Below are 21,634 nucleotides of genomic sequence, written 5' to 3'. Positions count from 1 at the left end.
CTAACCAAAAGGAGGACACCATGAAGTTTTCTCCACGTCAAAAAGAAATTGTAGAAATCGTCAAACACAACGAGCCCATTTCTGGCGATGAAATTGCCAAGAAATTAGGACTCACAAAATCAACACTGCGAAGTGATTTTGCGGTACTGACCATGACCGGTGTTCTGGAAGCCCGTCAAAAAATAGGCTATATCTATTCTGGACGTAGCGAGGACTCCTTACTAACGGACGCTTTTGCAGAGTATCAAGTTAAAGATATTATGATTGAAGCCTTAACGACTTACGCAAAAACAAGTGTTAATGAAGCCATAACTCAGCTCTTTATGTATGATGCTGGTTCCTTATATATCATCGATCCTAATGACCAGACCCTCCAAGGTCTGGTCTCTAGAAAAGATTTGCTTCGTTCTTCAATTGGCCAGCCAGCTGACACACCGCTTGGTGTTATTATGACTCGTATGCCCAATATCATTGTGATCCAACCCGACCAGTCCGTCTTAGAAGCTGCCCGTTTAATCGCTCAACATCAGGTTGATTCATTACCTGTGGTAACTGCGAACCATGAAATTCTAGGTAAAATATCCAAAACACACATCGTTAACCTACTGGTTGATCTGTGCTATGCGGAGGAATAACATGACACAACAAAGCAATCCTATTTTTTATATCATTTCAGACTCAGTTGGGGAAACTGCTCTACGAGCGACTAATGCCGCCTTGGCACAATACCCTCAATTGACGAATGCGAGACTCAAACGATACCCATTTATTAATTCTTTAACCGAATTAAGTCCGATTCTTGAAGAAGCAAAAAAAGTTCAAGCAATAATCATTACCACACTCGTTAACGATGAACTTAACCAATTTGCTGAAGAATTTACTCAAAATCATAACATTCCCTACCATAATGTCGTTCGACCGATCATGAATATTATCCATCAAGAGACACACCTGACCGCCAGTGAACAAGCAGGCAGTTTACATCGACTTGATGACCACTATTTTGATCGAATTCAAGCGATTGAATTTGCTGTTAAATACGACGACGGAAAGAATCGCAAAGGATTTAAACTTGCTGATATCGTGCTTTTAGGAGTTTCTCGATCATCAAAAACCCCTTTATCCATGTACTTAGCGAATAAATCTTATAAAGTAGCGAATCTTCCTATTTTTCCGGAAGTCCATATTCCAGAAGAAATCTTTCAGGTCGATCCTAGACGTATTTTTGGACTGACCGCTTCGCCGCTATACATTCAACAAATTCGAAAAAAACGCGTAAAAATGATGGGAATGAGTGAGGATTCATCTTATACTTCAATGGAACGCGTTAAACATGAGCTCATGTTTGCCGATGATTTATTCTATCGCTTAAAAGCTAATGTTATCTATATCGAAAATCAATCCATTGAAGAACTCTCCGAACAGATCATCACTCAATATAATTACAATATGTATTCTTAACAAAAAGAAGGGAAGAACCACACGGTATCTTCCCTTCTTTATTTTGGTTATTTCTTATTATTAGAATCCGAATTTTTATTCGATTCATTAAAACTTGCCTCGAGCTTTTCTAATTGTTTTGCAGCGAATTCCTTACCCCCTAGACCTACCGCTAACGTGAAGGCAAAGGCAATGGCTCCAAGAATTATAACAAAAGCCGCATTAACAATGGTTGGTGCAAATTGTAATTGATCTAAAGTCATAAATGAGGCTAATACTATGATAGCATAACGAATAATTTCTCCAAAAATAAAGGATCCTGAGACTTCTTTCAAGAAAGCTGCCAAAATATTAGATCCAATAATTCCCGCAGCTAAAATCAAAGCGGCAGAGATGACATCGGGAATATAAGCGATAATCGATTGTCCAATTGTATTCAACACCTCTAAATTTAAAACAGAAATAGCTTCTACAATAAAGAAAATCAATAGCATTCCACGTGTTATTTGAGCAGAAACTGTTGAAATTTCTATTTGACTTTCTCCCTTAAAATTTAGATATTTCGAATATTGATCAATACCAGATGTTTTCAGTAAACTTTTGAGTAGTTCACTCAACAACTTAGCAATAAAACTACCGACTAGCACGAGAACTACGGCCACAAAAATATTTGGAACTGCTGACATAACACTATTCAGCACCTCTACAATCGGCTGTGATATGGTCGGAATTCTTAATGTCTCTAAAGCCACCGTTAATATTGGGATAAATATTAATACATAGACCCCTCCTGCGAGAACTTCGGCCACTTGACGACTATTTTCAGATGAGTTGTTTTGGTGGGTTAACTTGTTATACCAACGATCAACATTAAATCCTACTAAAACATTTTCTACAATTTGTCTGACAAATGAACAGAAAAAATTACCGACAAATATAATCAATGCTGCAGCAATAACATTAGGAATATAATTAAATATCTTCAAGATCATGTTATAGATTGGATCAACTACCCCAACTAAACCTAAACGGTTCAAAATGAAAGGAACAAATAACAAAAATATCACAAAATAAGCAAGTGTCCCCAAAGTATCTAAAAAAGCTTTAGATTCTTCATCATTTCGAGCTAGACCCCACGCTTTCAGCTTATCATCGAAGTTTGTTTTTACTAAAAACTCAATCAAATATTTACGACCATAGTGAGCCAACATTGAAGCTACGATCAATAATACAACCGCAATTAAAATCCCTGGAACAACACTTAAATAATCATTCATCATCATTTGAAAATTCATTTTAGCGCTCCTTTCCTCATAAAACCATTATAGCATGTTAAAACGAGCTGATAAACATCAAAAAACCCCACCGAAGTGGGGCTTCAAAATCATTAAGATTAGTTAAGGATTGATGTAACTGTACCAGCACCAACGGTACGTCCACCTTCACGAATTGAGAAGCGAGTTCCTTCTTCAATCGCGATTGGGTGAATTAATTCTACAGTCATTTCTACGTTATCACCAGGCATAACCATTTCAGTACCTTCTGGTAATTCAACAACACCTGTTACGTCTGTTGTACGGAAGTAGAATTGAGGACGGTAGTTAGTAAAGAATGGAGTATGACGTCCACCTTCTTCTTTAGACAATACGTATACAGAAGCTTCGAACTTCGTATGTGGTGTAATTGTTCCAGGAGCTGCTAAAACTTGTCCACGTTGGATATCTTCACGAGTGATACCACGTAATAAGGCACCGATGTTATCTCCTGCTTCAGCATAATCTAACATCTTACGGAACATTTCTACACCAGTAACAGTTGTCTTCTTAGTTTCTTCGTGGATACCAACGATTTCAACTTCGTCACCAACTTTGATTTGTCCACGTTCAACACGTCCAGTTGCAACTGTACCACGACCAGTAATTGAGAACACGTCTTCAACTGGCATCATGAATGGTTTGTCAGTTTCACGTTCTGGTTCTGGAATATAAGCGTCAACTTCTTCCATTAACTTAAGAACATTCTTTTCTTGTTCTTCGTCACCTTGTAAGGCTAACAATGCAGAACCTGCAACTACAGGAACTTCATCACCTGGGTAACCATATTCAGTTAATAAGTCACGAACTTCCATTTCAACTAATTCTAATAACTCAGGGTCATCAACTTGGTCAACTTTGTTTAAGAAGACTACGAAGTAAGGAACACCTACTTGGTGAGCTAAAAGGATATGTTCACGAGTTTGAGGCATTGGACCGTCAGCAGCAGATACTACTAAGATCGCACCGTCCATTTGAGCGGCACCAGTGATCATGTTCTTAACGTAGTCCGCGTGTCCTGGGGCGTCAATGTGAGCATAGTGACGAGTAGCTGTTTCATACTCAATGTGAGACGTGTTAATTGTGATTCCACGTTCTCTTTCTTCTGGAGCGTTATCGATTGAAGCGTAGTCTTTAGCTGCTTCTTTATTGTCTCCATGTTTTGCAAGTACTGTTGAGATTGCCGCAGTTAAAGTAGTTTTACCGTGGTCAACGTGTCCTAAAGTACCTATATTAACATGGGGTTTAGTACGTTCGTATTTTTCTTTTGCCATTTAATGAATCCTCCTAATAATTTAAAAGTGTATAGATAATGTACCTATCATGGTCATTATACCGACTTTACTACAAAAATTCAATCAATTGCCGTAAATTCAGTATCTTATATTTGTTGCATCATCATATTTTTAATGCTTATGCTTCAGATCCACCATATTTCTTAATAATATCTGCAGCAATTGATTTTGGAACATCTTCATAGTGATCAAATTGCATTGTAAATGTTCCACGTCCTTGAGTCGAAGAACGTAAGGTTGTTGCATAACCAAACATTTCTGACAATGGAATAAAGGACTTAATAATTTGAGCATTTGCTCTTGAAGTTGTTCCTTCAATACGTCCACGACGAGAATTTACATGTCCCATAACATCTCCTAGATATTCTTCAGGAACTGTAATTTCAACCGCCATCATTGGCTCTAAAATAGTAGGGTCTGCCTTCTTGGCAGCAGCTTTCAATGCCATAGAGGCAGCCACTTTAAAAGCTGTTTCACTCGAGTCAACATCGTGATATGAACCATCATATAACTTAGCTTTGATATCTACTAATGGGAATCCGGCTAATACACCATTTTCCATAGCGTCTTTCAATCCAGCTTCAACTGCGGGAATGTACTCACGAGGGACAACCCCACCGACAATTGCATTTTCGAATTCGAATCCTGCTCCTTCTTCATTTGGAGAGAATTCAATCCATACGTGTCCGTATTGTCCTTTACCACCTGATTGACGGACGAACTTACCTTCTGCTTGACAGCTAGAACGGAAAGTTTCGCGATAGGATACTTGAGGTGCACCAACAGTAGCATTTACCTTGAATTCACGTTTCAAACGATCCACGATAATATCCAAGTGCAACTCACCCATACCGGCAATGATTGTTTGTCCTGTTTCATGGTTTGTTGAAGCACGGAAAGTAGGATCTTCTTCAGCCAATTTAGCCAAAGCTAAACTCATCTTATCTTGGTCAGCTTTTGAATCTGGTTCAATCGCTACTTCAATAACTGGATCTGGGAATTCCATTGATTCAAGAATAACCGGTTGGTCAGGATCACATAAGGTATCTCCTGTTCCAGTATCTTTCAATCCAACAGCTGCAGCAATGTCTCCTGAGAAGACTTCTTCAATTTCTTGACGGTGGTTGGCATGCATTTGTAAGATACGTCCAACCCGCTCACGCTTGTCTTTCGTTGCATTTAGAACATAAGAACCTGATTCCAAAGTCCCAGAATAAACACGGAAGAAAGTCAAACGACCAACGAATGGGTCTGTCATTACTTTAAAGGCTAAAGCTGCGAATTTTTCATTGTCATCTGCATGGTGTTCGATTTCAGTGTCAGTTCCAGGCTCTACCCCAATAATTGGTGGTACTTCTAATGGACTTGGTAAGTAATCAATAACACCATCTAATAGAAGTTGAACCCCTTTATTCTTAAAGGCTGTACCACAGAAAACTGGGAACATTTTAACTTCAACTGTTGCTTTACGAATCGCTGCTTTTAACTTATCTTCTGGAATTTCTTCACCTTCAAGGTAAGCTTCCATGATGCTTTCATCAACATCCGCTAAGCTTTCAACCAATGTTTCATAATATTGGTCGGCTTTATCTTGATACTCTTCAGGAATATCGATTTCTTCAATTTCAGTTCCTAAGTCATTTTGATATAGATAAGCTTTTTTATGAACAATGTCAACGATTCCGCGGAAGTTTTCTTCAGAACCAATTGGAACTTGCATTGCTACCGCATTAGCTTGAAGACGTTCGTGAAGGGTCGATAATGAATATTCAAAATCTGCCCCTAATTTATCCATCTTATTGACAAATACAATCCGAGGAACTCCATAAGTTGAAGCTTGGCGCCAAACAGTTTCTGTTTGAGGCTCAACCCCTGATTGTGCATCGAGTAGGGCAACCGCCCCATCTAACACCCGTAATGACCGTTCAACCTCAACCGTGAAGTCCACGTGTCCTGGGGTATCAATGATGTTTACTCGGTAACCTTTCCATTGTGCTGTTGTTGCAGCTGACGTAATGGTGATTCCACGTTCTTGTTCTTGTTCCATCCAGTCCATTTGAGCCCCACCATCATGGGTTTCACCAATCTTATGGATCTTACCTGTGTAGTACAAGATACGCTCTGTGGTCGTCGTTTTCCCGGCGTCAATGTGAGCCATGATACCGATATTACGCGTTTTTTCAAGAGTAAATTCTCTTTTCGCCATTCTTTATACCTCCTCTTTTATTTTCTTTCATTGTGCACTAAGCTCTTGCTTAGCCAATAAATAACAAACAATCTTACCAACGATAATGAGCAAATGCTTTGTTAGCTTCTGCCATCTTATGAACGTCTTCACGTTTCTTAACAGATGCTCCGGTGTTGTTTGCAGCATCCATAATTTCGCGTGCTAGACGCGTTTCCATGGTTTTTTCACCTCTTAAACGAGAATATGAAACTAACCAACGAATCGCTAAAGTATAACGACGTTCTGGACGCACCTCAACTGGTACTTGATAGTTAGATCCCCCAACCCGACGCGCTTTAACTTCTAATAATGGCATAATATTTTCAATTGCTTGTTCAAATACTTCCATTGGATCTTGTCCACTTTGTTCACGAACAATATCAAAAGCACTATATAAAATTGCTGAAGCCTTACCACGTTTACCATCTAACATTAAACGATTGATTGTACGTGTTACTAACTTAGAATTATAAATTGGATCTGGCAACACTTCACGTTTAGGAATATTTCCTTTACGAGTCATTCAACTTCCTCCTTTACGATTAATTTGTTAATAATTATTTTTTAGGTCTCTTTGTACCATATTTAGAGCGACTTTGTTTACGTTCATTGACACCTGCAGTGTCTAAAGCGCCCCGAACAATATGATAACGAACCCCTGGTAAGTCCTTAACCCGTCCACCACGAATAAGGACCACACTGTGTTCTTGCAAGTTATGGCCTTCACCTGGGATATAGGCGGTCACTTCCATCAAGTTGGTTAAGCGAACACGTGCATATTTCCGTAAAGCAGAGTTCGGTTTCTTAGGGGTCATCGTTCCTACACGAGTACATACTCCACGTTTTTGAGGAGACATCGTTGTAGTACTTGAACGTTTATAAGAGTTATAACCGACGTTCAATGCAGGTGATTTAGATTTAGTTACTTTTGACTTACGTGGTTTATTAACTAATTGGTTAATTGTAGGCATCAAAAGTCCTCCTTCCGTATATTCTTTGTCAACACATCCAAGTGTGTCATAATTAGGTCTATTTTTTTGCAGCCTCTGGTTAAGTACCTAGCGCTGCATTTCGAGTGGTTTTACAGCAGTCAGCACGACTGAAAATCAGGAATCTGTCAATAAAAACACCTCCATTATACTAACACGAACTAATGGAGGCGTCAATTGTTTTTTTTATTATTAGTGATTTCTTAATGTTGGGAAAAGTAAAACATCTCTAATTGAACTAGCATCTGTTAATAGCATGACTAGACGATCGATCCCAATTCCCAATCCACCTGTTGGTGGCATACCATACTCTAATGCTTCTAAAAAGTCTTCATCCACCGGCTGAGCCTCATCATTACCCGCATTTTTTTCTGCCATCTGTGCTTCAAACCGTTCCCTTTGATCGATAGGGTCTGTTAACTCAGTGAAGGCGTTCGCATACTCATGACCCGCAATAAACAACTCAAAACGATCTGTAAAGCGAGGGTCTTTTTCATTTTTACGGGCAAGCGGTGAAATCTCCGTCGGATGACCATAAACAAAAGTAGGTTGAACAATCGTTTCTTCTACTTTTTCTTCAAAGAAATTATTGATAATGTGACCAACCGTTAGATCATGATCTAAAACGGGCACCCCGTGTTCCTTTGCCAAGTCTTTAGCTTGATCAAAAGTCATCTCTTGCCAGAAATCAACACCAGTGGCTTCTTTGATCATATCTACCATATGACGTCTTGCCCAAGGAGACTCCAAATCAATAATCTGGTCCTCATAGGATACTTTAGCATCTCCTAAAACCCGTTGAGCTACACTGCGAATTAATCCCTCAGTTAAATCCATAACATCCGTATAAACCGAATAAGCCGTATAGACTTCGATCATGGTAAATTCAGGGTTATGTGTCGTATCGATCCCTTCATTTCTAAAAACACGCCCGATCTCATAAACGCGTTCCATTCCACCGATGACCAATCGTTTTAAATGGAGCTCAAGGGCAATTCTTAAATATAACTCCATATCTAAAGCATTGTGGTGAGTAATAAAAGGTCTAGCATTCGCTCCACCCGCCAAATTATGTAAAACCGGTGTTTCAACTTCCAAATAACCGCGTTCATCTAAATAATGACGGACTTCTCGAATTATTTCTGACCGCTTAATAAATCGTTGATAGCTGTCTTCGTTAGAAATTAAATCCAAGTAACGTTGACGATATCTTTGCTCAATATTGGTTAAGCCATGGAATTTATCAGGCAGAGGACGAAGCGCCTTGGTTAAGGGAATAAATTCATGGGCCTTAATGGATAGTTCACCTGTGTTTGTCTTAAATACTTCCCCTTTAACACCGACAATATCTCCTAAGTCCGCAGCTTTCCACCATGCAAAAGCATCTTCACCAACTTTATCTTGACGAACATAAATCTGAATCTTTCCTTTAAGATCCTGAATATGGGCAAAACCAGCTTTCCCTTTTCCACGCTTAGAAACGATTCGTCCTGCTACTGAAGCTATAATCTGTGCTTCTTCTTCAAAAGATTCTTTTGATTTATCTTGATACTTTTCAATTAAATCTTGCGAATAGTCTTCTTTTTCAAAACCAGCTGCAAAAGGATTAACACCAGCTTGAGCCATTGCTTTCATTTTGTCTCTTCTGACCAAAATTTGATCATTTAATTCCAGGGTATGTTTTTCCTGTTCTGACATTTTTATCCCTCCAAATCCTCATATACCCTTCCATTCTACATGATTAATAACACTTTGTCATGAAAACTCGTTAAGAAATACATGATCTCTCAACAAAAAAGAGCTACAACCAACTGGTTATAACTCTTTTAAATCAATAAGTTTTTAATCTTCGTCTGATGAATCCTCTCCAGAACTATCAGCAGCATGATCCGAAACATTCGAAGTCGATTCTTCCTTCTTAGTCGAACTATCTACTGGATCATCCAAAGTCAATGAGTTTGATTCTTTCTGTTCATCCTTTTCAATAGCTTGAGGCATTTCACCTGTTTCAAATAACGACTTGATTTGACGAGCATCTAGCGTTTCTAATTCCAATAATTTTTCAGCAATCGTATTAAGCTGCTCACGATGCTCGTTGATAATTTTTAAAGCTTCCTCATGCGCTTCACCCATTATTCGATGAATTTCCTTATCCATTTCATACGCAACTTCTTGAGAATAATCGGGATGATTTCCTGAACCATACTGACGACCTGCAAAAGGTTTACTATCACTCTCATACTGAACTGTTCCAATTTTTTCAGACATACCATATTTCATGACCATGCTTCTCACAATAGCAGTCGCTTGTCGGAAGTCGTCGCTAGCTCCTGTCGATTGATGATTAAAGACGATTTCTTCTGCCGATCTACCGCCTAAAAGACCTACTACTTGTTCAAAAAGTTCCTCATAGGTCACAATGTATTGATCTTCTTTAGGTAGCATAATAGCATAGCCCCCAGCACGACCTCTTGGTACAATGGTTACTTTATGAACAGTTCGAGCCTTACTTAATACCATTCCTATAACCGTATGTCCCGCCTCGTGGAAGGCCACAATGCGTCGTTGTTCCTCAGATATTACTTTATCCTTTTTGGCAGGGCCCGCAATCACTCGGTCATGAGCTTCATCGATATCCTGAGCATAAATCATGGTTCGATTAAATCGTGCAGCCAAAAGAGCTGCTTCGTTTAATAGGTTCTCTAAGTCCGCTCCCGAAAATCCAGGTGTTTGCTGAGCAATCACTTTTAAATCGACATCTTTTGCCAATTTCTTGTTTCGAGCGTGAACCCTAAGAATAGCCTCGCGCCCTTTAACATCAGGGTTTCCTACTAAGATCTGACGATCAAAACGACCTGGTCTTAATAAAGCAGGGTCCAAGACATCTGAACGGTTGGTTGCAGCAATGACAATAACACCTTCATTCCCCTCAAACCCATCCATTTCAACTAACAATTGATTCAAGGTTTGTTCTCGCTCGTCATGACCGCCTCCTAGGCCAGCACCTCTTTGACGTCCAACAGCATCAATTTCATCAATAAAAATAATCGATGGCGCATTTTTCTTAGCATTTTCAAATAAGTCACGAACTCGCGATGCTCCTACACCGACAAACATTTCAACAAATTCGGAACCAGAGATTGAAAAGAAAGGAACGCCTGCTTCACCGGCTACCGCCTTAGCTAGCAAGGTTTTCCCGGTCCCTGGGGGGCCTTCTAGTAAAACGCCCGCGGGGATCCGTGCTCCTAGTTTTGTAAAGCGCTTAGGATCTTTTAAAAACTCAACAATTTCAACTAATTCTTGCTTTTCTTCTTCTGCCCCCGCCACATCGGTAAATTTCACTTTTACTTTTTGTTTTGAGATATCTTTTGATTTGCTTTTGCCAAAGTTCATCATCCCTCGGCCATTGCCACTCGATTGCATCATGGTATACATTAAAAAGAAGACCGGAACAACCATTAGTAAAACCGGTAAAAAATTCAGCCATAATCCCACTGAAGATTCAGGAAGAGCTTTAAATTTAGTTCCCTGCTCCTTTGCAACTTGAGAAACGTGATCCAGTGTAGCATCATTACCTAGAATATCTGTCGAAAACGTTCGTTCATTCGGTGAACCTTGAAAAATTTGAACATATTGTTCATTTTCTTCCTTTTTCTGCCCAGAGTCTTTGACATATTTTCCTTTTATATGATACACACCCGAGCCAATCTGAACTTCAAATTCCTCGATTTTACCGGCTTCAAGTTGAGTCATAAATTCACTCGATGTAATTTCTTTCATGTTCCCTAGCAAGGAACCTCCGCCTGTCATAGCACTAAAAAGACCTAATAGGGCTAATCCTAATATTAGATAGGTCAAAGTGTTACGAAACGGATTACGATTTCGATTTGGTTTTTGCATTGACGACATTGCTCCTTAATTTTTATAATAACACTATGTTAGCAGACTATCGATAAAACTACCACTAATTGCTTTAAGAATATATCGATTCTTTTAAGACACCAATATAAGGAAGATTACGATACTTCTGTTCATAATCCAAGCCATAACCCACAACAAATTCATTAGGCACTTTGACACCAACACAATCCACGATAACATCGGTCATAATTCGGCGCGAAGGCTTGTCAAGCAAGCTACAAATCTTAATCGAGGCAGCTTTGCGGACTTTTAAAAGATTTATCAAATACTGCAAAGTTCGACCTGTATCAATAATATCTTCCACAATTAAAACGTGCTTACCTTCCACACTCGCATCTAAATCCTTAATAATTTTCACTTCTCCAGAGGATTCTGTAGCTGTTCCGTATGATGAAACATCCATAAAATCAATCTCTAGATAACAGTCAATTTGACGAATCACATCTGCCATAAAGAGCGAAGCACCTCTTAGAATACCAACGACCAATATCTCTTTGCCCTGGTAATCTCGAGTAATCGCTTCTCCTAAACGTTTGACGGCCTCTGCCAATTCCTCTTCAGTCACTAAAACACGTTCGATATCTTTTTCTAACATTTCTTCTCCCCCTATCAATCTATAATTACACTTAAGTGTTTTATATTCAGACTAGCTAATACATCTTCTGCAACAGTAAATAATGGGTCACATTTTGTGGATTTTTTGGTTGATAGGTCGCTGAAATTTGTTGGCCAATTAACCAAATAACCGCTTCTTGATCATTAACAACCAACCACATTTGTTCTCTTAAAGCAGGCGGTACTTTTTCATCAATCATAATCCGTGACACTTTTTTATGATATAGACCTTCTTTTGAAGCTAACTCCATCACGTCACCCGCTTGACGATGACGAACGGAAAAGTGAATAGGGTGGTCCAACGAACTAAGATCCAAGGTCACATATTGGTCAACTGACTGGCGCATCTGGTTATTCACATAGTTAGCATTAAAAAGTCCAATCCATAAACCATTATCAAGACTATACCACTTATCAAGCTGATTAAGTTCTACTTTTTTATCTTTGACTATCGGACGCATTAACTGAGACTCAATATAAATAAAATCATACTCTCTACGTGCAATCCACCCTTTGGATAAATTTAAAGTGTGATTAGGATTAACTGCATTAAGCATCTGATCTTCTATACCTTGAATAATATCCTTATCATATTGCCCGACTTCAGGCAAGAAACGCTCTTCAAAAAAAATCGTCAAAAAAGTTCGTCGAATTTCTGCTTCAAGATCACACCAAGCTTTCACATCTAACACCCAAACGCCTTCTTTAATAACCCCCACTAACAAGGGCTCTTTGCGTATATACATTGAGTATAAAGCCTGGTAAGCCAGCTGAAGCTGCTTCTGCATTGAAACTAGATTTTGAAAAAATTGAGGATTCTCACTCTCAAAAAGCGGTAGATAATCATTTCTAATACGATTTCTTAGATGATTTGGTTGGTGATTGCTGTCATCTTCATTGTAAGCTAAATTATTTTTATGCGCATAATCATATAATTGTTCCTTACGAAAGCCAATTAAGGGGCGTAAAATCGATACACTAACATGTTTTTCCTTGGAAGTTTCTAATAGACGTTGATAATGACTGGGCATCCCCATCAACCCTCTGATGGAAGCCCCTCGAATTAAACGCATAAAGACAGTTTCGACTGCATCGTCTAAGTGATGGGCCGTCATTAGGCAATCTGCCTGCGTTGCATCAACGACATCCGCCAAGAACCGATATCTGGCATATCGAGCATTCGCTTCAATATTACTTTCACTGGGATTTTCCCATTTTGAAACAAAATAGGTCAAATTCATTTCTTTAGCTGATTTAATGACCATATCTCGTTCAAAATCATGGATTTCTTTTGATCGTAAGCAATGGTTAAAGTGAGCTATCACTAAGTGGCGGTCCTTATATTCCTGTAAGTGACACAATTCCAACATTAACCGCATTAAGACCATCGAATCAACCCCACCAGAGACTGCCAGTACAATTTTTTGGGCCGTTTGCCATTCTGGCCAAGTTTCTAATTGTGTTTTGAATTGTCTTAAAATCGGCTCCATTCCATCCCTCCTAAAATAAATAAGAACTGCAGAATAATATCGCGTTCTTGCAGTTCTTTTAGGAATAAATTATTAACTACGTCGTCCGCCCCGTCCGCCTCGTTTGCCTTCTGTATTACGCCTTAGCGAAGCTAAACGATCTTCTGAATCTTTCAAAAAATTACTCATTAATCGGTCAAAATCATCATTACTTTTTTGAGCATACTTTCCAGTAACATTTTGATTTGGAAAGTTTTCTTTTTTATTCTGGTCATCTTTAACAAAGTTTGATTTTGATACCCGTGCTGGCTTTACTTCTTGAGCATCGAACTTCTTTATTTTCGATTTATCAACTGCAGGTTTATCCTTAGCTTGTCGGATGGACAATCCGATTTTACCATCGTCTGCGACCGAAATAACTTTCACCGTCACTTCATCACCGAGACTTAATAGATCATTGATATCTTGTACATAATCCTCCGAAACTTCGCTAATATGCACAAGACCGGATTGCTTATTTTCTAAAGCAACAAATGCACCAAAATTTTTGATTCCCGTTACTTTCCCTTTTAATTTTTGTCCTACTTCAACCGACATAATTATGAAATTCCTCCTGCTATTATTAAATATTATTTAGTATTTGAAAATATTTGATAATCATCCATCTTATCTGACTCAATATCAAAGATAATCTCGCCCTCTTTAGAATAAAAATAATCCCTTCGAGCTAATTTGGCAAGATATTCAGGATCTTGAGAACGCTGATACTCAAGCTGAACAGCTTGATACTTGTTTTGAGTCTGTTTAAAAGCGGTTTGCGCTTCCGTTAACTGAGCTTGGCTTTGAGAAAGTGCCTTATGTGCACGCACACAAGAAATTAAAGCAAAAGCCAAACAAATAATAGCTGCAAAATGTATAAAGAAACTCATATAGCTTCGCTTTGCTTTTTTCATCTGCATTTTATTAGAAACTTGACTTGCTTTTGGCTTTTCAAAATTTAGAATTTTTTGATTTTTAACGATTTCTGACATAAGTATCACCGCTTTCTCATCTAGAGTATATCAGTCTTTGTCTTAGAATGCACGATCAAATATTAAAATTGAGTAATTAATCATTGACTTCTTCGTAGAGCTCCTGAGCCTCATCTTTCTTACTCGTCTCTTTAATCGCTTTTACTCGAATTTTTAACAGGCGATTTCCAAATTCGATTTGAATTAAATCCCCTACTTTAACCGTACTACTTGATTTAGCCACTTGACCATTAATCTGAACACGACCTTGATCCGCAACTTCTTTGGCAACGGTTCGCCGTTTAATAATTCGAGATACCTTCAAAAATTTATCTAATCGCATTTTTATCTCCTTTAATTTTCGATCTTAAATGTCTCCTGCATCTTTTGCTCTTGTTCTTTGTGGTTTTGTAATAAGTCGCTCGCTTGGCTCATAAATTTAATCAACAAACTTAAAATTTGATCCGCTTCCTTGCCCTGAACTAATAATTTTACCTGGAGTTGGTCCTTATTCAAAATGACTTTTTCTCGAGCTTTAACATTTTCTAAAGCTTCATAAACCTTAGGACCATAGAAATACTGGCTCGCAATCGCGTTGAACATTACCACAATCGATTGATGGTTACGCGTTAATTTTAGCACACCTGCCCGGCTTGCATAATAACGTAGTAAAGCAATATCCAGTAAATTAGCCACTTCATCTGGAAATTCACCATAGCGATCGATCCATTGATCCTGAATTTCACGATATTCCTCCATACCATCCATTTTTTGTAGCATCTTGTAGGCGGCGATTTTCTGCCTTTCATCCGAAATATAGCTATCTGGAATATAGGCATCAATACTTAGATCGATTTCAACAACAGACTGATTCAAGTTTTCAAGCATATTTTGCTTACCTTGGCGTCGATCAATCGCTTCTCGTAACATTTGTGAGTATAGATCAAAGCCGACTGAATCGATAAATCCTGACTGTTGAGAACCTAAAAGGTTTCCAGCTCCTCGAATGCTTAGATCACGCATAGCAATTTTGAAACCTGATCCTAATTCCGTAAACTCACGAATCGCATTGAGTCGCTTTTCAGAAATTTCACTCAACTGCTTCATAGGATCATACATCAAATAAGCATATGCTAGACGGTTAGTTCGTCCTACCCTTCCTCTTAATTGGTAAAGCGTTGATAGTCCCATCCGATCCGCTTTTTCGATAAAGAGAGTATTAACATTTGGAATATCTACTCCTGTTTCAATGATAGTGGTTGTCACCAAGACATCATAATTTCCTTGAATAAACTCATACAAGACATTCTCTAATTCTACTTCAGACATCTGCCCATGAGCAACTGCCACTCTCGCTTCAGGTACTAATTGGCTCAATTGATCTGCTCGATGATAGATCGAAGCCACTCGATTATAAAGATAAAAGCATTGACCGCCACGATCAATTTCTCGTTCGATAGCAAATTTAATAGCGGCTTCATTTTGTTCCATAACATAGGTTTGGACCGGATAACGATTAGAGGGTGGAGTTTCAATCACCGATAAATCTCTTACCCCTACCATCGCCATATGAAGCGTTCGTGGTATCGGCGTTGCCGTTAAAGTCAACACATCTACTTGTGATTTTAACTGCTTAAGTCGTTCTTTATGTTTAACACCAAAACGCTGCTCTTCATCGACTACCATCAAGCCTAAATCAAGAAAGGTCACATCTTTAGATAATAAACGATGTGTCCCTACCACAACCTGACAGGCACCAGTTTTTAGTCCTTTAATCGTCTCCTTTTGCTCCTTTTGACTCGCAAAACGACTTAACATTCTAATCTCAAAAGGATAATCTGCAAAACGTTCCAAAAGAGACTGATAGTGTTGTTGCGCTAAGATCGTGGTTGGAACCAAAAAAGCGACTTGCTTACCATCCATAACTGCCTTAAAAATCGCTCGCATCGCAACCTCTGTTTTACCGTAACCGACATCCCCTACTAACAAACGATCCATCGGGCGATCTTTTTCCATGTCCTTTTTAATTTCAGAAGATGTTTGCAATTGGTCTGGTGTTTCAATATAAGGAAAGGCTTTTTCAAATTCTAGCTGTTCTGGTGTATCCATACTAAAAGCATAACCTTTTTCTTGTTCACGCTTGGCATATAACTCAATGAGTTCATCTGCAATATCCTCAATTTTACTGGAAACTTTTTGCTTCGTCTTAACCCACTCGCTACCACCCAGCTTATGTAATTTGGGTGTCTTCGCTTCGCCAGATGACACATATTTTTGAATCAAGTGAATCTGATCAACTGGAATCATAACTTTCGCATTTTGTTGATATTCAATGGCTATTAAATCACGATGAACACCTGAGATTTCCATCGTTTCCATTCCAATATAGCGACCAATTCCGTGGTTTACATGAACCACATAATCGCCTACTTCTAACTCATTATACGACTTGATCCGTTCCGCATTAGATAACTTTTGACGCTTCGCTTGATGTTTTTTTATTCGATTAAAAAGTTCCTTTTCGGTGATAACTACCCATTTATCAAGCGGCAGTTCAAAACCGTTGGTCAAGTGTCCTTCTAAAACATTAATGGCTCCTTGATAAATCTTCTCATCCTGTTGATGATAAATCGGCTGAATTTGATACTCATTAAAAATTTGTTCAAGCTTTTTAGCCCTTTCTTTATTATCAACCACCACTTGAATAACCTGGCCTTCTTTCAACCAGTGATCTATTTCAGGTTTAACTAAAGCCATCTGATTAAAGAAAGGAGTCATTGAGCGATATTGAAATGAATGAAGACTCGAAAACTTCATTTTTCCAAGCCCTTTTTGAATAAGGGATAAGTAAACCGTCCTCTTTTGACAACCTTTAATTTGATCAAAAGCAGACAAATGGAGCTTCTGACCCGGCAACAAGTTTCCTTGATTAATTTGATCTTCGATCCAAAACTGATCACTTTCGATCAAATGTAACTCTTCTTGATGGACTCTATCAAATTCACTCACAAGCAAACACGCGTCTTCTTCCATATAATCCAATAGAGATGTCCCTACCGTATCATAAAAAGAAAGAAAGGCTTCAGGGAGTACTAAACTTCCTCCTTTTTCTAGATCTTCTAATTGATCATTCATTCGCTGACTAAGCGTTTTGACAAGTTCAGCGTCTTTCAAATGATTCACTTGTTTAGAAACTGCCGTTTTAATAGACTCACTCACGGCTAATTGTTTTTCTTGATTAAATAAGATGTCTTTAACCGGTTCAAGCATAACTTCATTAATATTTTCTAAGGAGGTTTGAGTCTGTGCATCAAAGTAACGAATCGAATCTAATTCAGTATCAAAAAAATCCAAGCGAATCGGGTGTTCACTATTTAAGGGATAATAATCAATAATACTTCCTCGAATCGAATATTCCCCAGGAGATTGCACCATATCTACTCGTTGATAAGCCAAATTAAACAATTTACGCTCCAGGTCGTCACGTGTTATTTCACAGCCTATACTTAAAATTAATTGATTATCTTTCCAATCCGCAATCGGCATTAGGCGCTTTCTAAGCGCATTGACTCCGGCAACAACAATGACCTTTTCGCCTGAAATTAAGGTCTGAAGGGTCTCTACTCGTTGAGCGATCCCATCATAGGACGCCGTTGAATATTCTAAAGCGACATTCTCTTCACAAGGAAAACTTAATACTTGGTTTTGAGGTAGTAAGGCATTTAAATCATCATAAAGCGCTTGACGACGATTTCGATTAGGCTCGATTATGAGTAACTGTCTTGGATTTTTTTTATACAATTCCGCAATAAAAATAGATTTTGCGGATCCATCAAGGCCCGTGATTAAATGATGGTATGTGCCTTGTTTATCAGCAGGCGCTTGAAGCATACTGTCAATCGTCTGATCAAATGGCCTTGTCTGTAATTTTTCGAGCATATCCTCTTCCTTACCTTTCTACTCTTTGAAAATAATGATAGCTACTTTTGGTTATATTCCTTCATAACTTCCTCAAAAGAAGCCCCTTGTACCCAATCATCAATTGCTTGAACCGCTTTATCTACAGACTGATCAACTAATAATTGCTCACTCGGTGTAAAAGCTGATAAAACATGGTCTACCACCTTATAAGGACCTTCAGGATGTCCAATTCCAATGCGAATTCGCTTAAATTCAGAAGTTCCCAAAAGATTGATCATGCTTTTCATTCCATTATGTCCACCTGCAGATCCTTTGGTCCTCAATCTTAGACGTCCCAACGCTAAATCCATATCATCATAAACAACACATAGGTCATCAGCCGACACATTAAAATAAGACATTAACGGCAAGACTGCTTCACCTGAATTATTCATATAGGTATAAGGCTTAACTAAAAAGACTTTATCCTCGGCTAATCGCCAAATCGTATAATCTGCATTAAACTTTTGTTTATCCATCATTAATTGGTTATCTGATAATATTTGATCAATCACTGAAAAACCAATATTATGTCGCGTTTTGTAATACTGCTCACCTGGATTACCTAAACCAACAATTAATTTCATACTTCAACTCCTCATTCACTCATCTTAAAACATTATAGCATATGCCAAGCATTAGCCTAAGCAAATAAAAACCCGTAGATTAATAACTTAATCTACAGGTCAAATTGCACCTTCTAAAACTCTATTTCAACTGCATTTGTTAAGACGTCTCTGTAAGAAAAAGAAACCCGATCCACATTATCGTTCTCTTTCAAGTCAACAATAAAAATAGATCGATAGGTTTCTGTAAGAATTCCTCGTCGTTCTCTTTTTTTCTTCCGTCCCATTTGAACAGTGACTACAATGTCTTCGCCCAACTTACCATCAAGCATTGATTTTATTTCTAACAGATCCTTTGGCATCTCATCACCTCTCGATCCATTATATCACAAACCGATAAATAAATCAATATAGCATAAGTTGAATGTTCTTGCAATTGTTTTTTTAGATTATTTAGAAACATTTATTTTGTACACCGATAGCTAACCCCGATAAATGGCCAACTCATTCCCGATACAACTAGTAATAAACCTACATCCTTTACTATTCAAATTAAACGTCCAAAGTCTCTAACCACCCTAATGGTATTGCACGAAAAAGAGCCGCAAACTCTTCAACCGTCAATGTTTCCGCCCTTCTTTGAGGATCAATTCCCGTCGTTTTAAAGGCTTGCTCCAAAGAATCAACCCCATCTATATGAACCTCTTGGGACAGACCAGTCTTTAAATTATTCCACAAAGTTTTTCGCCGTTGTTTAAAACATTGTTGAACAAAACGTTCAAAAAGTCGATCATCAGCCACTTCCACTCTCTTTTGCGGTAAACGGGTTAACTTCAAAACCGCTGAATCTACTTTTGGCTGTGGGATAAACACTGTTCTAGGTACTACAAAGGCATATTGACTAGCCATTTGCATTTGAATAGCAACCGATAACGAGTTATAAGCTTTCGTTCCAACACTAGCTGTCATCCTTTGAGCTACTTCCTTCTGCATCAACATCACCAAAGATTGAAATGGTAACTCACTTTGTAGTAAATGCATAATAATAGGTGTAGTAATATAATAAGGCAAATTAGCCACTACCATTAAAGGTTCTTCCAATAAGCCTTTATAAACCTCTTGTGAAAAATCAACCTTTAGAATATCCTCTGCAATCACAGTCACATTATCAAAATCAACCAAGGTTTCCGACAAAATTTCTACAAACCGCTGATCGATTTCGAAGGCAATCACCCTTTTAGCACGCATGGCTAAAAATTGTGTCAAAGCACCGATCCCTGGTCCAATCTCGATAACAGTACAACTTTTATCAATATCAGCAAGATCGACCATTTTATTCAATATTTGAGGTTCAATCAGAAAGTTTTGACCAAGACTTTTTTTCATTTTTAGTCCATATTTTTTCATAATCGCAGCGGTCTGGCTGGGTTTAGCAATAAAATTATAGCTAGCTTCCTTCTTCAAGTAAGTCAACCTCTTTCATATAGCGCACTAATTGTTCTTCTGTGATCCCATAACGCATCAACTGCTTCCGTAACTGCTTTCCGTTTACATGTCCTAGATTAAATACCTGCGCAAGTTTCTTTCGATGCATAGACGCTTTAGGATGACCAATTAACTTTAATTTGATTAACGTCGCTTGGCTAATTTCTTCCGAGTGAATATCAGCCTTACGTTGGCTAATCCGATCAATGGCTTGGCGAATTGCTGCTGGGCTCGCATGTTCAATACCCAAAGAATGATTTCGCCGATGAGGATTTGCTTCTTCTTGTGTCAAAAAAGCCTCTTTAGCTTGTGGAACCGCTCGGATAATCGTTCGCCGTATTTTTTGCCCGGCAAAATCGGGATCTGTAAATACAATCACACCAAACTGTTCTTGTGCCCTCTTGATCCGTTGCAAAATCGAGGCATCAATCGCCGATCCATTCGTTTCAATCGTTTTAACTTGATTTCCATAAGTCTCGATCAAGCGCTTTGTATCATCGCGTCCTTCAACAACAATCACTTCTTCGGGGATGTGGGATAACTCATGCATCTAAGGATTCCTCCGGCGCCCAAGAAAATAATTTGCAAGCATTCTGATAAGTTTGTGTAGCAAAGTCTTCAAGTGACATTTCTCTTAATGAAGCCAAGAGCTCTGCGACATAACGAACATATGCCGGCTCATTCATTTTACCTCTTTTTGGAACAGGTGCTAAATAAGGAGCGTCCGTTTCTATTAACAAATGGTCAAGTGGTACAATCTTTGCGGCTTCACGAACTTCAACCGTCTTCTTAAAAGTGACTACTCCTGAAAAAGACAGGTGCATACCTAAATCCAAAAAGCGTTTAGCCATTTCAGGCCCTTCACCAAAGGAATGCATAATCCCGCCTGCATCCGGAACTCCTTCTTCTTTTAAAATTCGATAAACATCTTCAGTCGCTTCGCGATTATGAATAGTGATAGGAATTTGATGCTCTTTAGCAATCGCTATTTGTCTTCTGAACACCTTCATTTGAACATCGCGCGGTGCTGTATCCCAATGATAGTCCAAACCGATTTCTCCTAACATAAATACGCGTGGTAATTCTAACCAATGATGAAGATCCTTTTCAAAGTTTTGATCGTATGTTAGGGACTCCGTAGGGTGGCAGCCCACTACCGATATCACCTGTGCATAACTCTGGCTTAATTCCAAGGTCTTTTGAATCGTCGGACGATCAAATCCTACAACTGCCATCGCTTTAACGCCAGCTTGAGCAGCGTTTTCTATATATATATCCTCTTTACCAGCAAATTCATCCGCATTTAAATGTGTATGCGTATCAAATAACTTCATAGATCCTCCT

At 38.6% G+C, this 21,634-nt stretch carries 20 protein-coding genes; 2 read left to right on the top strand and 18 right to left on the bottom strand.

The annotated features are described in order from the left end of the window. The first annotated feature begins 20 nt into the window (after nucleotides 1-20). Both HMPREF2758_RS05720 and HMPREF2758_RS05715 read left to right on the top strand, forming a co-directional pair. Complete coding sequence (locus tag HMPREF2758_RS05720; RefSeq protein WP_016648650.1) at nucleotides 21-635, top strand: helix-turn-helix transcriptional regulator; 615 nt, start codon at nucleotides 21-23, stop codon at nucleotides 633-635. Between the two features lies 1 nt (nucleotide 636). Then, nucleotides 637-1,461, top strand: coding sequence for a pyruvate, water dikinase regulatory protein (locus HMPREF2758_RS05715; protein WP_083304854.1), 825 nt, complete (start codon nucleotides 637-639; stop codon nucleotides 1,459-1,461). Between the two features lie 47 nt (nucleotides 1,462-1,508). Here HMPREF2758_RS05715 and HMPREF2758_RS05710 read toward each other — a convergent pair whose 3' ends face one another. The 18 genes from HMPREF2758_RS05710 to HMPREF2758_RS05625 form a co-directional block, all read right to left on the bottom strand. After that, nucleotides 1,509-2,735: a mechanosensitive ion channel gene (locus tag HMPREF2758_RS05710; protein WP_070609585.1), complete on the bottom strand. Its 1,227-nt coding sequence runs from the start codon at nucleotides 2,733-2,735 to the stop codon at nucleotides 1,509-1,511. Nucleotides 2,736-2,833: 98 nt separating this feature from the next. Next, nucleotides 2,834-4,027, bottom strand: a complete 1,194-nt coding sequence (gene tuf / locus HMPREF2758_RS05705) for an elongation factor Tu (protein ID WP_070609584.1) — start codon at nucleotides 4,025-4,027, stop codon at nucleotides 2,834-2,836. A gap of 139 nt (nucleotides 4,028-4,166) precedes the next feature. Further along, entirely contained in the window at nucleotides 4,167-6,254 is a 2,088-nt protein-coding gene (gene fusA / locus HMPREF2758_RS05700; protein WP_070609583.1) for an elongation factor G, read from the bottom strand. A gap of 73 nt (nucleotides 6,255-6,327) precedes the next feature. Next, on the bottom strand, nucleotides 6,328-6,798 hold the full coding sequence (gene rpsG / locus HMPREF2758_RS05695; RefSeq protein WP_006908481.1) for a 30S ribosomal protein S7: 471 nt from the start codon (nucleotides 6,796-6,798) through the stop codon (nucleotides 6,328-6,330). A 34-nt stretch (nucleotides 6,799-6,832) separates the two neighbouring features. Continuing rightward, the gene (gene rpsL, locus HMPREF2758_RS05690) at nucleotides 6,833-7,246 is read right to left on the bottom strand and encodes a 30S ribosomal protein S12 (protein WP_070609582.1); all 414 of its coding nucleotides are present in this window, start codon (nucleotides 7,244-7,246) and stop codon (nucleotides 6,833-6,835) included. A gap of 210 nt (nucleotides 7,247-7,456) precedes the next feature. Next, nucleotides 7,457-8,962 carry a lysine--tRNA ligase gene (gene lysS, locus HMPREF2758_RS05685; protein WP_070609581.1) on the bottom strand — a complete coding sequence of 502 codons (1,506 nt, stop codon included), beginning with the start codon at nucleotides 8,960-8,962 and terminating at the stop codon, nucleotides 7,457-7,459. 144 nt (nucleotides 8,963-9,106) lie between these two features. After that, the gene (gene ftsH / locus HMPREF2758_RS05680; protein WP_070609580.1) at nucleotides 9,107-11,164 is read right to left on the bottom strand and encodes an ATP-dependent zinc metalloprotease FtsH; all 2,058 of its coding nucleotides are present in this window, start codon (nucleotides 11,162-11,164) and stop codon (nucleotides 9,107-9,109) included. Nucleotides 11,165-11,237: 73 nt separating this feature from the next. Continuing rightward, entirely contained in the window at nucleotides 11,238-11,780 is a 543-nt protein-coding gene (hpt, locus tag HMPREF2758_RS05675; RefSeq protein ID WP_070609579.1) for a hypoxanthine phosphoribosyltransferase, read from the bottom strand. Between the two features lie 55 nt (nucleotides 11,781-11,835). Next, nucleotides 11,836-13,290 carry a tRNA lysidine(34) synthetase TilS gene (gene tilS, locus HMPREF2758_RS05670; RefSeq protein WP_070609578.1) on the bottom strand — a complete coding sequence of 485 codons (1,455 nt, stop codon included), beginning with the start codon at nucleotides 13,288-13,290 and terminating at the stop codon, nucleotides 11,836-11,838. A gap of 72 nt (nucleotides 13,291-13,362) precedes the next feature. After that, nucleotides 13,363-13,866, bottom strand: a complete 504-nt coding sequence (locus HMPREF2758_RS05665; RefSeq protein WP_070609577.1) for a S1 domain-containing RNA-binding protein — start codon at nucleotides 13,864-13,866, stop codon at nucleotides 13,363-13,365. A 32-nt stretch (nucleotides 13,867-13,898) separates the two neighbouring features. Continuing rightward, a complete protein-coding gene (locus tag HMPREF2758_RS05660) occupies nucleotides 13,899-14,300 on the bottom strand; it encodes an FtsB family cell division protein (protein ID WP_246823263.1) in 402 nt (133 codons plus the stop codon). 76 nt (nucleotides 14,301-14,376) lie between these two features. Beyond that, nucleotides 14,377-14,622 (bottom strand): RNA-binding S4 domain-containing protein, encoded by a 246-nt coding sequence (locus HMPREF2758_RS05655; RefSeq protein ID WP_006908473.1) that lies wholly within the window; start codon nucleotides 14,620-14,622, stop codon nucleotides 14,377-14,379. 11 nt (nucleotides 14,623-14,633) lie between these two features. Then, a complete protein-coding gene (gene mfd, locus HMPREF2758_RS05650) occupies nucleotides 14,634-18,218 on the bottom strand; it encodes a transcription-repair coupling factor (RefSeq protein ID WP_070609575.1) in 3,585 nt (1,194 codons plus the stop codon). A gap of 41 nt (nucleotides 18,219-18,259) precedes the next feature. Further along, nucleotides 18,260-18,826: an aminoacyl-tRNA hydrolase gene (pth, locus tag HMPREF2758_RS05645; protein ID WP_070609574.1), complete on the bottom strand. Its 567-nt coding sequence runs from the start codon at nucleotides 18,824-18,826 to the stop codon at nucleotides 18,260-18,262. Nucleotides 18,827-18,939: 113 nt separating this feature from the next. After that, a complete protein-coding gene (locus HMPREF2758_RS05640) occupies nucleotides 18,940-19,167 on the bottom strand; it encodes a Veg family protein (RefSeq protein ID WP_070609573.1) in 228 nt (75 codons plus the stop codon). A 190-nt stretch (nucleotides 19,168-19,357) separates the two neighbouring features. Continuing rightward, nucleotides 19,358-20,212 carry a 16S rRNA (adenine(1518)-N(6)/adenine(1519)-N(6))-dimethyltransferase RsmA gene (gene rsmA, locus HMPREF2758_RS05635; protein ID WP_246823270.1) on the bottom strand — a complete coding sequence of 285 codons (855 nt, stop codon included), beginning with the start codon at nucleotides 20,210-20,212 and terminating at the stop codon, nucleotides 19,358-19,360. A gap of 40 nt (nucleotides 20,213-20,252) precedes the next feature. Then, nucleotides 20,253-20,840, bottom strand: a complete 588-nt coding sequence (rnmV, locus tag HMPREF2758_RS05630) for a ribonuclease M5 (protein ID WP_070609571.1) — start codon at nucleotides 20,838-20,840, stop codon at nucleotides 20,253-20,255. Beyond that, a complete protein-coding gene (locus HMPREF2758_RS05625; protein ID WP_070609570.1) occupies nucleotides 20,833-21,624 on the bottom strand; it encodes a TatD family hydrolase in 792 nt (263 codons plus the stop codon). Before HMPREF2758_RS05625 ends, rnmV begins: the two co-directional genes overlap by 8 nt. Nucleotides 21,625-21,634: the final 10 nt, after the last annotated feature.

Source organism: Facklamia sp. HMSC062C11 (genome assembly GCF_001810675.1).
In the GTDB taxonomy this organism is placed as follows: Bacteria; Bacillota; Bacilli; order Lactobacillales; family Aerococcaceae; genus Facklamia; species Facklamia hominis.
Note: the sequence above shows the minus strand (reverse complement) of the source record. Positions and strands in the feature narration are given on the sequence as shown.

Excerpts from the sequence above, each read along its gene's own strand:
- HMPREF2758_RS05720 (WP_016648650.1), top strand. The coding sequence starts at position 21 with ATGAAGTTTTCTCCACGTCAAAAAGAAATTGTAGAAATCGTCAAACAC.
- HMPREF2758_RS05715 (WP_083304854.1), top strand. The coding sequence starts at position 637 with ATGACACAACAAAGCAATCCTATTTTTTATATCATTTCAGACTCAGTT.
- HMPREF2758_RS05710 (WP_070609585.1), bottom strand. The coding sequence starts at position 2,735 with ATGAATTTTCAAATGATGATGAATGATTATTTAAGTGTTGTTCCAGGG.
- tuf (WP_070609584.1), bottom strand. The coding sequence starts at position 4,027 with ATGGCAAAAGAAAAATACGAACGTACTAAACCCCATGTTAATATAGGT.
- fusA (WP_070609583.1), bottom strand. The coding sequence starts at position 6,254 with ATGGCGAAAAGAGAATTTACTCTTGAAAAAACGCGTAATATCGGTATC.
- rpsG (WP_006908481.1), bottom strand. The coding sequence starts at position 6,798 with ATGACTCGTAAAGGAAATATTCCTAAACGTGAAGTGTTGCCAGATCCA.
- rpsL (WP_070609582.1), bottom strand. The coding sequence starts at position 7,246 with ATGCCTACAATTAACCAATTAGTTAATAAACCACGTAAGTCAAAAGTA.
- lysS (WP_070609581.1), bottom strand. The coding sequence starts at position 8,962 with ATGTCAGAACAGGAAAAACATACCCTGGAATTAAATGATCAAATTTTG.
- ftsH (WP_070609580.1), bottom strand. The coding sequence starts at position 11,164 with ATGCAAAAACCAAATCGAAATCGTAATCCGTTTCGTAACACTTTGACC.
- hpt (WP_070609579.1), bottom strand. The coding sequence starts at position 11,780 with ATGTTAGAAAAAGATATCGAACGTGTTTTAGTGACTGAAGAGGAATTG.
- tilS (WP_070609578.1), bottom strand. The coding sequence starts at position 13,290 with ATGGAGCCGATTTTAAGACAATTCAAAACACAATTAGAAACTTGGCCA.
- HMPREF2758_RS05665 (WP_070609577.1), bottom strand. The coding sequence starts at position 13,866 with ATGTCGGTTGAAGTAGGACAAAAATTAAAAGGGAAAGTAACGGGAATC.
- HMPREF2758_RS05660 (WP_246823263.1), bottom strand. The coding sequence starts at position 14,300 with ATGTCAGAAATCGTTAAAAATCAAAAAATTCTAAATTTTGAAAAGCCA.
- HMPREF2758_RS05655 (WP_006908473.1), bottom strand. The coding sequence starts at position 14,622 with ATGCGATTAGATAAATTTTTGAAGGTATCTCGAATTATTAAACGGCGA.
- mfd (WP_070609575.1), bottom strand. The coding sequence starts at position 18,218 with ATGCTCGAAAAATTACAGACAAGGCCATTTGATCAGACGATTGACAGT.
- pth (WP_070609574.1), bottom strand. The coding sequence starts at position 18,826 with ATGAAATTAATTGTTGGTTTAGGTAATCCAGGTGAGCAGTATTACAAA.
- HMPREF2758_RS05640 (WP_070609573.1), bottom strand. The coding sequence starts at position 19,167 with ATGCCAAAGGATCTGTTAGAAATAAAATCAATGCTTGATGGTAAGTTG.
- rsmA (WP_246823270.1), bottom strand. The coding sequence starts at position 20,212 with ATGAAAAAATATGGACTAAAAATGAAAAAAAGTCTTGGTCAAAACTTT.
- rnmV (WP_070609571.1), bottom strand. The coding sequence starts at position 20,840 with ATGCATGAGTTATCCCACATCCCCGAAGAAGTGATTGTTGTTGAAGGA.
- HMPREF2758_RS05625 (WP_070609570.1), bottom strand. The coding sequence starts at position 21,624 with ATGAAGTTATTTGATACGCATACACATTTAAATGCGGATGAATTTGCT.